General features: G+C 38.2%; 12 protein-coding genes and 1 other annotated feature. Of the genes, 9 read left to right on the plus strand and 3 right to left on the minus strand.

The window, feature by feature from the left end; genetic code table 11:
• The first annotated feature begins 113 nt into the window (after positions 1 to 113).
• The 5 genes from hemA to hemL are packed head-to-tail and all read left to right on the plus strand — an operon-like array spanning position 114 to position 5,539.
• Positions 114 to 1,463, plus strand: a complete 1,350-nt coding sequence (gene hemA / locus GMB86_RS06845; protein WP_155218028.1) for a glutamyl-tRNA reductase — start codon at positions 114 to 116, stop codon at positions 1,461 to 1,463.
• A gap of 29 nt (positions 1,464 to 1,492) precedes the next feature.
• Positions 1,493 to 2,416: a hydroxymethylbilane synthase gene (gene hemC / locus GMB86_RS06850; protein ID WP_155218030.1), complete on the plus strand. Its 924-nt coding sequence runs from the start codon at positions 1,493 to 1,495 to the stop codon at positions 2,414 to 2,416.
• Positions 2,417 to 2,438: 22 nt separating this feature from the next.
• Entirely contained in the window at positions 2,439 to 3,245 is an 807-nt protein-coding gene (locus GMB86_RS06855; protein WP_155218032.1) for a uroporphyrinogen-III synthase, read from the plus strand.
• Between the two features lie 2 nt (positions 3,246 to 3,247).
• Positions 3,248 to 4,228: a porphobilinogen synthase gene (hemB, locus tag GMB86_RS06860; protein WP_155218034.1), complete on the plus strand. Its 981-nt coding sequence runs from the start codon at positions 3,248 to 3,250 to the stop codon at positions 4,226 to 4,228.
• Positions 4,229 to 4,246: 18 nt separating this feature from the next.
• Positions 4,247 to 5,539, plus strand: coding sequence for a glutamate-1-semialdehyde 2,1-aminomutase (gene hemL, locus GMB86_RS06865; RefSeq protein ID WP_155218036.1), 1,293 nt, complete (start codon positions 4,247 to 4,249; stop codon positions 5,537 to 5,539).
• A 152-nt stretch (positions 5,540 to 5,691) separates the two neighbouring features.
• On the opposite strand, the gene GMB86_RS06870 is transcribed toward hemL, so the two are convergent.
• Positions 5,692 to 6,885, minus strand: a complete 1,194-nt coding sequence (locus tag GMB86_RS06870) for an MFS transporter (RefSeq protein WP_155218038.1) — start codon at positions 6,883 to 6,885, stop codon at positions 5,692 to 5,694.
• 71 nt (positions 6,886 to 6,956) lie between these two features.
• Positions 6,957 to 7,247, minus strand: coding sequence for an ArsR/SmtB family transcription factor (locus tag GMB86_RS06875; protein WP_196220144.1), 291 nt, complete (start codon positions 7,245 to 7,247; stop codon positions 6,957 to 6,959).
• Between the two features lie 274 nt (positions 7,248 to 7,521).
• Here GMB86_RS06875 and GMB86_RS06880 point away from each other — a divergent pair, with 274 nt between their 5' ends.
• From GMB86_RS06880 to GMB86_RS06890, 3 genes are read left to right on the plus strand one after another with little or no spacing between them, the layout of a single operon-like run.
• On the plus strand, positions 7,522 to 9,051 hold the full coding sequence (locus GMB86_RS06880) for a LysM peptidoglycan-binding domain-containing protein (protein ID WP_196220145.1): 1,530 nt from the start codon (positions 7,522 to 7,524) through the stop codon (positions 9,049 to 9,051).
• Positions 9,052 to 9,059: 8 nt separating this feature from the next.
• Entirely contained in the window at positions 9,060 to 10,019 is a 960-nt protein-coding gene (locus GMB86_RS06885; RefSeq protein WP_155218044.1) for a hypothetical protein, read from the plus strand.
• The gene (locus tag GMB86_RS06890) at positions 10,006 to 11,022 is read left to right on the plus strand and encodes a hypothetical protein (protein WP_155218047.1); all 1,017 of its coding nucleotides are present in this window, start codon (positions 10,006 to 10,008) and stop codon (positions 11,020 to 11,022) included. Before GMB86_RS06885 ends, GMB86_RS06890 begins: the two co-directional genes overlap by 14 nt.
• Positions 11,023 to 11,057: 35 nt before the next feature.
• Here GMB86_RS06890 and GMB86_RS06895 read toward each other — a convergent pair whose 3' ends face one another.
• Positions 11,058 to 11,240: a hypothetical protein gene (locus tag GMB86_RS06895; protein ID WP_155218049.1), complete on the minus strand. Its 183-nt coding sequence runs from the start codon at positions 11,238 to 11,240 to the stop codon at positions 11,058 to 11,060.
• 307 nt (positions 11,241 to 11,547) lie between these two features.
• Positions 11,548 to 11,765 (plus strand) — a binding site (T-box leader).
• A gap of 71 nt (positions 11,766 to 11,836) precedes the next feature.
• Here GMB86_RS06895 and GMB86_RS06900 point away from each other — a divergent pair.
• Entirely contained in the window at positions 11,837 to 14,479 is a 2,643-nt protein-coding gene (locus tag GMB86_RS06900; RefSeq protein ID WP_155218051.1) for a valine--tRNA ligase, read from the plus strand.
• Positions 14,480 to 14,492: the final 13 nt, after the last annotated feature.

Below are 14,492 nucleotides of genomic sequence, written 5' to 3' on the forward strand. Positions count from 1 at the left end.
GATTAAGTAATAATTATTCTAATCTAAACAATGATGTCGTATGATACAAACACGAGCATGAATTATGGATATTATGGAAATAATGAAAAGATATTAATCAGGGGAGGGGAAAAATGTATATTCTTGTTATCGGTGTTAATCATCGCACCGCCCCTGTCGAAATAAGGGAAAAAATAGCCTTTGACGAACAAACACTGCCTGAAGCGATTACGCAGCTTAGGAATATGAAGAGTATCTTTGAAGATGTTATTGTGTCAACATGCAACCGGACAGAAATTTACGTTGTTAGTGACCAACTTCATACAGGAATTCATTTCACAAAAAGTTTTATTTCAGATTGGTTTAACCTTGATAAAGAAGATTTTCTTCCTTATCTTTATATTAAAGAAAATAATGATGCTATTGAGCATCTTTTTCATGTTGCCTGTGGGTTAGATTCAATGGTTTTAGGGGAAACGCAAATTCTTGGTCAAATCCGTGACAGTTTTTTGCTTGCTCAAGACTATGAAACAACCGGAACTTTTTTTAATCAACTCTTTAGAGAAGCCATTACAGTCGCCAAACGAGCCCAGGCGGAAACAGGAATAAATGATACACCACTTTCAATTAGTTATATTGCCGTAGAAATGCTTAAACAACATATTTCGAATTTTGAGGATCGGCATATTCTCCTTGTTGGGGCTGGAAAGATGAGTGATTTAGCCTTAAAACATTTGAAGGCTACTGGTGGAAGGCATATCACAATAGTTAATCGAACGTACGAAAAAGCGAAAAGATTAGCTGAAAGATTTGATGCTGAAGCCAAAAGGATGACGGATTTAAATGATTTATTAATAAAGTCTGACATTGTGATTACATCTACAAGTTCAAGGGATTATGTCATTGATCTAGATAACATGAAAAATATCATGAAAAAAAGAGCTGAAAAACCACTTTTTATGGTTGATATGGCTGTTCCTAGGGATGTTCATCCAGATGTTCAACACATACCTCATGTCTACCTCTTTGATATTGATAAGTTAGAAAGTCAAAGTCGGAAGAATGCGGAAGAGCGAATGCGCCTCGCCTATGATGTCAAGAAGATTATAAAAGAACAAACAGAAGGATATAACCGGTGGATGCAAACGTTGGGTGTTGTTCCATTAATTACAGCACTGAGAAAAAAAGCTCTTTCAATCCAAGCTGAAACGGTAAGTAGTATTGAGAGAAAAATACCAAGCTTAACGGAAAGAGAAAAGAAAGTGATTCGAAAACATACCAAAAGTATTATCAATCAATTGCTTAGAGACCCGATTCAGAAAATAAAAGAAAGTGCCGGACAAGAGGATGCTGAGTCTGCCTTTCAATTTTTTAAAGATCTTTTTCAAATAGAACTTGATCAGGAAGCTGAAAAATCAATGAAATCGGAAGGTCATCAAGATAAAAATAATCATGATTCACATCCGTCGATTCCTATTAAATGACATCGAGTAGATTGAAGGTGAGAAGTTGTATGAGGAACATTCACGTTGGATCAAGAAAAAGTAAACTTGCTCTAACTCAAACAGAATGGGTTATTGATCAATTAAAAAAAACATCCGTTGGTTTTACTTACTCCGTTGAGCACATCGTAACAAAAGGCGATCGAATATTAGATGTCACTTTGTCAAAAGTAGGCGGGAAAGGTTTATTTGTAAAAGAAATCGAAACGGCTTTATTAAATAAAGACATTGATTTTGCCGTTCATAGTATGAAAGATATGCCTAGTGAACTACCACCGGGTTTGAAATTAGCGTGTATTCCCGTTAGAGAAGACTGCCGTGATGCCTTGATTTCAAATGACCATATCGGTTTTCGTGATTTAAAGGAAGGGGCTGTCATTGGGACAAGTAGTTTAAGGAGAGCGGCACAGGTCTTACATGAGAGACCAGATTTGACCATACGATCACTGAGGGGCAATATTGATACACGTTTAAGAAAGCTAAAAGAAGATGGATATGACGCCATTATTCTTGCAGCTGCTGGCCTGAACAGAATGGGTTGGTCCCAAGAGGTGGTAACAGAGTATCTATCGGATGACCTATCCGTACCAGCTGTTGGTCAAGGAGCGCTTGCCATTGAATGCCGGGAAGATGATTATGAATTAATTGAAGTATTGAAAGAGATTCATGATAAACAAACGGCAGCGACTGTAGGAGCTGAGCGTGCGTTTTTAAGAAAATTAAATGGGGGTTGTCAAGTCCCAATTGCAGCTCATTGTACCGAAAAAGACGGTATTTACACACTAACAGGATTAGTCGGTTCACCCGATGGAAAAACGGTTTTAAAAGAAAGTGTGAAAGGCAAAAATCCGGAGTCTATCGGTTTAAAACTCGCAGACTTATTGTTAGCCCAAGGAGCGGAAAAGTTGATTGCTCCTTTTCGTGAAGGATATTGATAGAATAAAGGGTGAGAGGCATATGACGAATTCAAACCTATGTGAAACTTATGCGATCAATCAAGTGCTAAAAGGTAAACGAATTATCGTGACTAGAGAGAAAAAGCAATCGCAAAGTATGTGCAAAAGAATTCATGGCTATGGTGGAACCTGCATCCAGGTCCCGCTTATAACTTATAACCCTGTCTCTTTTTCACCTAAAGAACGAGACGAACTTCTAGCCGATGTGCAACAAGCAACATGGGTTATTTTTACGAGTCAAAATGCCTTTCATTTTTTTAACGAATTAATTCCTGATTTAACCATTTTGAGAGATAAACACATTGCGGTTGTTGGAGATAAAACAGCGGCATATCTTAGAACATTTGGACTAGAGCCGGACCTATCACCCAAGAGGTTTACGAGTCGAGCCCTATATGAACAAATTCTTCAAGAAATGAATAGCCACGAAATGTCCTTTATTCCAGTGAGTCAAATGGCTAATCAACAATGGATTCAAGATTTGCGCAAAAAAGGTTATCAAATTAAATCGAAAACGATCTATCATACGCTCAAAAACGAGGCGTCTAAACAGTTACTTCATGATTATTTTCATCGAAAGCTTGTCGATGTTGTGACACTAGCCAGTTCATCGGCGGTGACTTTTTTTGTGCAAATGGTTCAAGAATTAAATCTTGATGAGTTTTCGGCAGGTGTTGTTTATGCCTGCATTGGATCAAAAACCGCAGCTGTAGCTAAAAAATATGGATTGGCTCCCGTCATTGTGCCTAAAAAATATACAACAAATGCCATGATTGATGCTGTTTGCCAATATTATATGGAGGAATGAAAATGTCAGAATTACAATTTGACCGTCATCGTCGTCTTCGTCAAAATTCAACCATAAGAAACATGGTCCGTGAGACATCCCTATCACCATCTGATTTTATCTATCCCATTTTCGTAGTTGAAGGGGAGTCAAACTTCAAGAAAGAAATTCCTTCTATGCCAAATGTTTTTCAGTACTCCCTAGATCGTGTACATGAAGAATTAGATGAGATCACAACACTCGGAATTCCATCTGTGATGTTTTTTGGTGTACCAAAAAACAAAGACGCAGTAGGTACAGGTGCTTATCATGAACACGGTATTGTTCAGGAAGCCATTCGCTTAGCCAAAAAAAATTATCCGGACTTGGTTGTTATTGCAGATACGTGTATGTGTGAATATACGGATCATGGGCATTGCGGTATCATCATAGATGGGGATGTTGATAATGATGAAAGCTTAGTCTTACTCCAACAAACGGCCGTATCACAAGCACAAGCAGGAGCTGATGTTATCGCCCCTTCTAATATGATGGACGGTTTTGTCATTGCCATTCGTCATGCTTTGGATGAAGCAGGTTACAAACATATTCCTATCATGTCTTATGCAGTGAAATATGCCTCTGCCTTTTTTGGACCATTCCGCGATGCCGCAGAAAGTGCTCCACAATTTGGTGACCGCAAAACGTATCAAATGGACCCAGCCAATCGACGTGAAGCTTTTCGTGAAGCCACATCGGATATCGAAGAAGGAGCCGATTTCCTTATTGTGAAACCTGCTCTTCCCTATCTTGATATCATTCGAGACGTTCGAAATCGTTTTAATTGCCCCATCGTGGCTTATAATGTGAGTGGTGAGTATGCCATGGTAAAAGCCGCTGCGTTGAATGGCTGGATTGATGAAAAACGAGTCGTTTTAGAATCATTAATCGGCATGAAGCGTGCAGGCAGTGATTTAATTATTACGTATCATGCCAAAGATGCGGTAAAATGGTTACATGATTAATAGCGAAAGGGGATCATCATGAATTTTTCTAAATCAATTGAGGCATTTAAAGAAGCGAGGCCACTAATGCCTGGTGGCGTAAATAGTCCTGTTCGTGCCTTTCGATCTGTTGATATGAATCCTATTTTCATGGAAAAAGGTAAAGGTTCAAGAGTGACAGACATTGACGGTAATGACTATATCGACTACGTTCTATCCTGGGGTCCTCTCATTTTAGGACATGCTAACGATAAAGTTGTGTCGATTATAAAAGAAACCGCTGAAAAAGGGACAAGCTTTGGTACTCCGCACAAATATGAAACAGAACTTGCTAAGCTCGTCATCGATCGCGTACCTTCTGTAGAAGTTGTGCGTATGGTGAACTCTGGAACAGAAGCAACGATGAGTGCCCTTCGATTAGCGAGAGGCTATACTGGTCGTGATCTTATTTTGAAATTTGAAGGAAGCTACCATGGCCATGGTGATTCTCTGCTTATTAAAGCGGGTTCAGGTGTTGCAACACTTGGTTTACCAGATAGTCCTGGCGTTCCTGTCGGGGTTGCTAAAAATACATTAACCGCACCATATAATGGCATAGATGAAGTTAAAACGATTTTTGAAAAATTCGGGGATCAAATCGCTGGGGTCATTGTTGAACCTGTTGCAGGGAACATGGGAGTTGTCCCGCCACTTCCAGGATTTCTTGAGACACTCAGGGAATTAACAGAAACCCATGGTGCCCTTCTTATTTTTGATGAAGTGATGACTGGTTTTCGAGTCGCTTACCACTGCGCCCAAGGTTACTACAATATTACTCCTGATCTAACATGCCTTGGTAAAGTTATCGGTGGCGGTCTTCCGGTAGGGGCTTACGGCGGAAAGAGAGAAATTATGGAGAACATCGCTCCAGATGGTCCCATTTATCAAGCAGGTACCTTATCGGGTAATCCATTAGCGATGGCAGCGGGGTATATGACACTGTCTCAATTGAAACCTGAAGATGACCTATCATTTAGAAAAAAAGCGGATAGATTAGCTGAAGGTTATAATGAGGCAGCGAGAAAATATGAAATCCCACTCACCGTTAATCAAGCAGGTTCCATGATTGGTATCTTCTTTACAAATGAAAATGTCATCAACTATAGTACTGCAAAAACGGCAAATCTAGATTATTTTAAAACTTATTTTAAATCCATGATTGAACAAGGAATCTCCATTCCTCCATCACAATTTGAAGGATTGTTCCTATCAACAGAACATTCAATGGATGATATTGAGCTAACGATACAAGCCGCAGAAAAAGCTTTTAAATCCATACGAGAAACAATATGAAAAATGGGCACCCCCGAATTACTTGAGGGTGCCTGTTTCTTTATTCCGGATGAGCGGCGAGTCTTGACTCCCACCTCATGGTAATGAGTGTAAACGAGCATTCCTAGGTGAAGGATGAAGGAACACCCCATATAGAAGCTTTACTTTATGTCCTAATAAGTCTTTTCATTGATTTTATGATGGTCAATCCGTTTAGCGGTTCCGTTAAACAATCCGCTTGAACGGTAGACAACAAGTGAAAAGATATACAAAAGAGTCGTGAACCAAGCGACACCTATGAAACCCGAGAAGTGGCTTAGTAATATTCCCCCTATTATTCCTCCTATTGTTGTTCCAAAATACATCGTGGCACTTGATAATGCTGAAATAGTCCCTCGGGCAGTGATGGATAAACTCTGCATCGTACTCATAAAGACAGGAAAAACGAAACCGCCAATTAAAAAGATAAAGGTTAAAATGATTTCTGCCATAATTAAATTGAGTGAAAAAGGTAAAATCGCATAGAGGACAGCTAAGACGACTAGTGATACATAGAGTGATTTTGCCTCACCTAATTTTTTGACAACTGAACTACCGAATAGTGACCCAATTGTATTTCCAACCCCAAGAGTAAACATAGCTGTTCCGATTTCTGCAACTCCAAGTGAAAAATCTTTCGTAAACCAGGATCCAATAAATGAAAAAGAAGCGAAATTACCTAATTGGAACAAGAAGTAAGCAATAAAGTATTTTGTTGCTCTAGGGGTAACAAATAGTTGGGAATATGTAGATACAAGGGATTGTTTTTTTCCTTGTCTGACAGACGGAATCGACGGAAGCATGAGTATTATTGGAAACAATAAAATTAAGGCCGCACCGGCAATTGAAAAGAAGGGGATGCGCCAAGATGAAACAGCGAGATAGCTGCCTATCGGTACGCCAATCACCTGAGATATAGAGAGGCCGGCTGTTGCATAACCCATTGATCGGACAATGTTCTCGCTCTTAACAAGATGAGGTATTGATGCCCAAACTTGTGGTGTTACAAACGAGGCACTTATACCTGCGATAAAACGAAAAACGATCATTAACCAGAAGTTTGAGGCTAAACCACATAGAAAGGTAGACATAACAAATGCCATCAACCCATAAATCATAATTTTTTTTCGATCCATGCCATCCGAGATAGGACCTGCAATCAGAGCAAAGCAAACATAACCTAATGCATAGGCGCTCACTAGCCATCCTGAAATGTCAGGTGAAACATGGTATGTATGCCTTAATGTGGGTAATAACGGCGAAACCAAAAAAGTGTCGGTACCAATGACAAATGTGATGAAGAAGAACAAGATAGAAATTTTTTTCATAATGATAAGTCTCCTTTATTATTCCATAGTTTTAACATTATCGAACTATATGATAAAATTTAATCTTGGACTCATAATGAATCCAAGAATCCGGGTAAATAGTGATCAAATGTTTCCTTTCGCAGCTGTACATACTTGGTACGAGCATCTTTTCTTGTTGTTGTTAATCCTGCTTCACGGAGCGTTTTGAAATGATAGGAAACGGTTGATTTAGACATATCAACACGGTCACCGATTTCACCACAACTCAACTCTTTTTTCGAATCTTTCAGCATTCGGACAATTTCCAATCGCGTTTCATCGGCCAAGGCTTTAAAAATTTGTACTCTGAGTTCATCTTCGTTTTTTAGTTTCATATTCATGGAACTATCGTACAGTATAATAATTTTTTTGGCAAGCAAAGAGTTCAGATACTTAGTCTTATAATAATTCGAAGATTAGGTCTTAGTGTGTGTTCAAAAATATGACAAATTTATTATATGTAGAACTTAAAGTTATAAATGAACTCGGCATATTCTTCCTGAAACAGGCATATAACATAGAAAAGTAGAGTATTAATCTTTGCGACGATCAATCATAGGAGACTAGCTTTTAGCATAAACATGAATAGAAAACCTTTTTGAAAGGATGAATGGAATGTCTCAATCTTCGAACAAGCGCCTGCAATTTTCGATTAATGAATCCATATGGCTCCAAGACGGAGAACGTGCTGAGGATATATTGTCAATGGCTTTAGAACCTGATGTAGCAATAGAAGAGAACGGTGATTTCGTTGCCATCAAAGGGGCGCTCAGGTTAACTGGTGAATATAAGCCGCTTGATCAACCTGCTATAGATGTACAAGAAGAGGATTCAAACGGTCACTCGGCTTTTCGAACCATTGATGAAATAAATGAAACGGATGAGGGAACAGCCTTAATTGAACATCGATTTCCTGTAGATATTACCGTTCCCGCGCAAAAGGTTGCGAATATTGAAGACCTTTATGTTGTTATCGAAACGTTTGACTATACATTGGAAGAAAATCGCCGTATTTTACTTCAAGGAGATATTGCTATCACCGGATTAACGGATGAAAAAGAAAAAACTCCAGAGGTCTCACCATCGTCTGAAGGGAAGGCCCCACAGGAATCGGTTACAAGCCGTTATCCGGAAATGGAAAAAGAAGAAAAACAAGACAGTGCGTCTAGCATTCCCTTTGATGATCAACCTGTAGCTATTGATCCTAGTGAATCGTCCTACGCGGCATTATCTCGAAGTGACTCGGATAATCCGTTTTTAACTGAATTTAACCGATCTTTGGATGATGAAGTTGATGAAGAAGAGAGAGAGAAAGATGATGCGTTCTCTTATCCGGATTCCTTTCATTTTGAAAGTCATCGTGAGCCCGAAAAAGAAAAAGAACAGGAAAATATTCAAATTGAATTAAAAAAACGAGATGAATCAAGCGACAAACAACCAGAGGAATTAGAAACTTCCCGCATTGAATCAAAAAAACAAGATGAATCAAACGACAATCAACCTGAGGAATTAGAAACTTCTCGCATTGAATCAAAAAAACAAGATGAATCAAATGACGATCAACCTGAGGAATTAGAAACGATTCACATTGAATTAAAAAAACGAGATGAATCAAATGACAACCAATCAGAGAAACTAGAAGTTTCTCATTTTGAACCTAAAAAACTAGATAAATCAGATGATCATCAAACTGAGGAAGTAGAAGTTTCACGCAGCGAACAAGCGGGCCAGGATATTCCAATACCTACACCTGCTCCAGTAATCCCTGTTTCTGAAGAATCAACTCAAAAGCCTGTTCCAATGACGCCACAAGTCCAGCCCGAACCAGCGTCAACTACGCCCCCAGCCCAAGCTGAACCGATAGATGAGGAGGCTAAAGAAAGCACGATGGCCGAAACGGAAGAGACTGAGACGGAACCTACAAAAAAAGAAGCAAACGCTCTTTATTTAACGAAAATGCTCGCAGGTGAAGAAGATGAACAATTTACAAAGGTACGATTATGTATTGTTCAACATGGCGATTCTCTCGAAGGACTATCAGAACGATTTAGTGTTCCAATCACCAGTATCTTAAGAAGAAATCAAATTGACTCCAATACTTTAAGCGAAGGTCAAATTCTTTATATTCCAACAAAAGGGAAATAGGTGGGGCTATGGATCGGCATATAGCTTATATTTTGGCACTTATCCAAAATAACTATGGCTTTAAAGAAATTAAACCATATCGCCAATCGAAATTCGTCATAAGCACAGATACAGGATTAAAAAGAATTCATATTTGGCCGAGTGAAGCATTTATGAAATGGCACATAGAATGGCGACACAGACTAGTTTGTGACGCCTTTTTTATTGATCGAATGTATATCACACAAACAGGCAATGAAGCAGCATCAGATGGTTCCTATTGGATTACATGTCATGATGAGGTTGTAGAAGAGGCAGATATCAAAGATGTTCTACACGATTATATAAAATGGATCGGTCAATTATTGACCAAAAGTGTGTTTCCTATTAATGATCATTCAAACATCAAAGTGGAACCTAGTATATTCAACATTGAACGGGAGTATCAAAAATTAACGAGATCGGCAAACCAGGCACCTAAGTTAACAAAATTATTAACAAAAAGTTATCCAGCAGTAGTTAGTCGGACACACCAAGCTGACTTACGCATAACCCCTTATTTGCCATTCGATCAGGTTCTACTTACACCTCCAATGACGAATTTAATTAAACTTAAGTCTGTCTATGGGAAATTATTTGTTGAATTAGGTCAAGAAGAACCAACTATTGGCTACAGTGCTATTTCCAATCTCATAAAACACTGGTATACAAAACTATCAGACGAGCAATTTCATCATTTTATTTACGCTTTAGTGCCATATGGTTTGTTTGAAAAAGAAATATTCGATAAGATTACGGCCGAGATGTATTATCCAAATGAATGGATCTATGCAGTAGAATCCTCTAATGAAATCAGTAGTCAAGAAAAAGAAGAGAGAATGATCCATTTATTCAAGAAACGGTGGGATTTAACGAATGAAGTCCTCACCTGTATGGAGGGTTTTAGAAGAAAATGGGTTGAACAGGAGTACGAAAATGACGATGATTAAAAAGAGAGAGAACTGGCTACGGGCGTGTTTTCATTATGATCTTGTTCCTACAGAGTGGGAACAAATAGGAAAAGTCATGAAGATTTATACATCGCGGGGGATTTTTGCTTTAAAAGAGACAAAGTTGGATGCTAAACAGGAAAAAATGATAAGAAATATTCATCAAATGGCTATGCATTTTATGATTGATACGGTCCCTCTAATTCCAACGAAGTATGGGGACTTCATAACCTCTATTGATGGAATAAAATATCTTCTTACACCTTGGATTGCCGATTCTTCATCTCTATCCTTCGAAATGAAGATGGAAGGTCTTATTTCGCAAATATCACGATTGCATGTCAAGACCATTCAAGATAGGGAGTTAAATGAAACAAAAATAGAGTTGTATAAAGAGAAGCTAATAAAAGAATATGAGTTCCATGAACAATTTGCAAGTAAAGCTGAACAACATGTTTATTTATCACCATTTGAGCAGCTGTACTTGCAAAACTTCGCTTCAATCATGTCTAGTTATGAAAGATTATTTACTTATTTAGAGAGTATGAAGCAAGAAAATAATCAAGATGATGAACATGAAAAGAAAATGGTTGTCAGGCAGGCTATTTGCCATAATAAACCCACTTTTAATCATTTGATAACTCAACGTGAACGACAATTCCTTATTAATTTTGAACATGCAGACTATGATATTTTTACGTTTGAGTTAGCTAATATTTTGATGCAGTTAAATCATTCTAAAATTGATAGGCAAACCCTACACAAAGGTTTAACGTTATATCTATCGATTTGTCCTCTTAATCTAAAAGAGAAAGAATTACTCGTCATGATATTGCAATGTCAAAGGCGATATTATGCATTAGTTAAGAAATATAAAGAGGCTTCTGGACCAAGTAGAGAGTTACATTTTACTCAACAATGGATCAAAGAGGCCTTATTTTATGATTGTTTGACTGGTGCATGTAAAGGATTTCAACCTAAAGAGGAGAAAAAAGAATCTTAGAGTCGTGTATGAGTAGGATATAGGACCGATATCATTTAAAATACTTTTTTAAGCAGAGCAATATAAACCAAAGCAAGAATTGCTAATATAACAACATCAAATGTTGTTGGGAGAAATATCGTTCGTATTAATTGAAAAACTGCTAAAGGAGCTACGATGATTTCTAGTCCCTCACGTAACTTTTTAAAAGCAGTTGGAAACTGAAATTTTTTAAACATACAGGATCATCCCTCCGAATAAATTAGTGTTCGTACAGAATCCCTTATCCTTTAAGGGGTTTTTTATTGATTTTTAAAGCCTTTAGAGTGAATGATGAAGTCATTAAGACATAACCAACAATTTATCTTTTTTGCTAATGCATCGTCACTATAATTTTGCTTAGTACAGTTTATGATACCTTTTGGTAGGACGTGTATAATAAGTCCACCCAATTGGGAAGACTGCTTCTTGACGAATTCGAATGATATTCATATACTTATAGTAAGAATAAGTTCTCGTGTTCTAATAAATAATTGAATAACATCAATAAATGTGATGAAAAGGGAGTAGTACTTGCTTTCTTAACTACTTAAGAGAGAGAAACATTAGCTGAAAGTTTCTTTAGTTAAAAGCTTGGAAGTCGCCCTTGATGCAGCTTTTCTGAAATAAAGTAAGAAAAGACGGTTAAAGGACCGTTATCTAAATTGAGTGTGCATGATTATGCAAATTAAGGTGGTACCACGGAGCTTTCCTTCGCCCTTTTATAAAAAGGCGATAGGGGAAAGCTCTTTTTTAGTTGGAAAAAAGCACAGTGGTGCATAAGGAGGATGTATAGATGGAAATGTCAGAAGAGCAGTTAGCTGCAAAATATGATCCTAAACAAACAGAAGAAAAGTGGTATAAGACTTGGCGAGACAATGGTTATTTTAAAGCCGGCGCTGATCAAAAGAAAAAGCCCTATTCTATTGTTATCCCACCACCCAATGTCACAGGTAAATTACATCTTGGACACGCTTGGGATACAACGATGCAAGATTTGCTCATTCGTTTTAAACGAATGCAAGGTTATGATGCTTTATATCTTCCTGGAATGGATCATGCCGGTATCGCAACACAAGCGAAAGTTGATGCGAAATTAAGAGAACAAGGCATATCCAGGTATGACCTTGGAAGGGAAAAGTTTCTCGAGAAATCTTGGGAGTGGAAAGAAGAGTATGCCGATTTCATCCGTAAACAATGGGCCAAACTAGGCTTGTCTCTCGACTACTCACGTGAGCGGTTCACACTTGATGAAGGCTTGTCACATGCTGTAAAAGAAGTTTTCGTAACGTTATATAACAAAGGGCTCATCTACCGTGGTGAGTACATCATTAACTGGGATCCCGCTACAAAAACAGCTTTGTCTGATATAGAAGTTATCTATAAGGATATACCTGGACACCTATACCATCTTGCTTATCCATTAAAAGATGGCTCAGGCCATATTGAAATTGCCACAACCCGGCCAGAAACATTACTTGGTGATACGGCTATTGCCGTCCACCCTGATGACGATCGATATAAAGATTTGGTAGGAAAAACAGCGATTGTTCCTTTCGTTAACCGTGAAATTCCTATTGTAGCGGATGATTACGTTGATATGTCGTTTGGTTCCGGAGCAGTTAAGATTACGCCAGCTCATGACCCTAATGACTTTGAAGTGGGCAACCGTCATAACCTTGAACGAATTCTCGTTATGGATGAAGCAGGTGTCATGAATCGTAACGCAGGGAAATATCAAGGGTTAGATCGTGATGCCTGTCGTAAACAAATCGTTAAAGATTTAAAAGAAGTGGGTATCCTGATTCGAATTGAAGATCATCTTCATTCGGTTGGACATTCTGAACGCAGTGGTGCGGTCGTTGAACCTTATTTGTCAACGCAATGGTTTGTTAAAATGGCGCCACTTGCTGAAGCTTCTTTGGATCACCAAAAAACAGATGAAGGTGTCAATTTTGTACCGGAACGTTTTGAACAAACACACAGTCGCTGGATGGAGAATATTCGCGATTGGTGTATTTCGAGGCAGTTATGGTGGGGGCACCGGATTCCAGCTTGGTACCATAAAGAAACAGGGGAAATCTATGTAGGACTTGAGGCACCGGAAAATCCAAATGAATGGAAACAAGATGAAGATGTTCTTGACACTTGGTTTAGTTCCGCGCTGTGGCCGTTCTCTACTATGGGCTGGCCAGATACAGAAAGTAGCGATTATAAGAGATATTTTCCTACCAATACGCTAGTCACAGGCTATGATATTATCTTTTTCTGGGTGGCCCGTATGATGTTCCAGTCAGTTGAATTTACTGGTAAACGCCCTTTCAAAGATGTCCTTATACATGGGCTTGTTAGGGATGCAGAAGGTCGCAAAATGAGTAAATCGCTTGGAAATGGTATTGATCCGATGGATGTCATTGAACGTTATGGTGCGGATGCCCTTCGTTATACACTCGCAACTGGGACAACACCAGGTCAAGATTTAAAATTCCAATGGGAAAAAGTCGAAGCCAATTGGAATTTTGCAAATAAAATTTGGAATGCTGCAAGGTTTACCATAATGAATCTAGGTGACTTTAAATTTGAAGACATTGATCTTACGGGTGAACTGAATGTCAGTGATAAATGGATTCTCGCTCGTTTGAATCAAACGATTACAAAAGTGACAGAACTCTATGAAACCTATGACTTTGGTGAGGCTGGACGATATCTATATTCCTTCATTTGGGATGATTTTTGTGATTGGTATATTGAAATGGCTAAACTACCGCTCTATGGAGAAAATGAAACAGCCAAGCAATCAACCAAATCTGTCTTGTCATTTGTTCTAGATCGTATCTTAAAATTACTTCATCCAATTATGCCATTTGTGACTGAAGAAATTTGGCAGCACATTCCGCATAAAGGGGAAACGATCCTTCTTGCTAGCTGGCCTGAAGTTAATCCTGATTTTGATAATGATGCAGCTATACATGATATGACACTTATTCAAAGTATTATCCGATCAATCCGTAATATCCGTTCAGAAATGAATGTAGCACCAAGTAAACCCATTGATATCTACTTAAAAACAGCCTCTGATCAAGAGCAAAGTATTTTAAAAGTCAATCAAGCGTTTATCGAACGTTTCTGTAATCCAGAGCAACTAACGATCGCAACGGAACTTGCAATACCAGAAAAATCAGTTTCTGCGATTGTGACAGGTGTTGAAATTTATCTTCCTCTTGAAGGGTTAATTAATTTAGATGAAGAAATTCAGCGCTTGAAAAAAGAATTAGAGAAATACCAATATGAAGTTGAACGAGTTGAAAAGAAATTGGGTAATCCTGGCTTTGTGAATAAAGCACCACAAAAAGTGGTTGACGCTGAAAAAGCCAAACAGCAAGACTATCTTGATAAAAAACAAAAAGTAGAAGAACGTATTAAAGAATTGCAAAGCTAAATAGTGATTTAAA

The organism is Terrilactibacillus tamarindi (assembly GCF_009718825.1).
GTDB lineage: Bacteria > Bacillota > Bacilli > Bacillales > Sporolactobacillaceae > Terrilactibacillus > Terrilactibacillus tamarindi.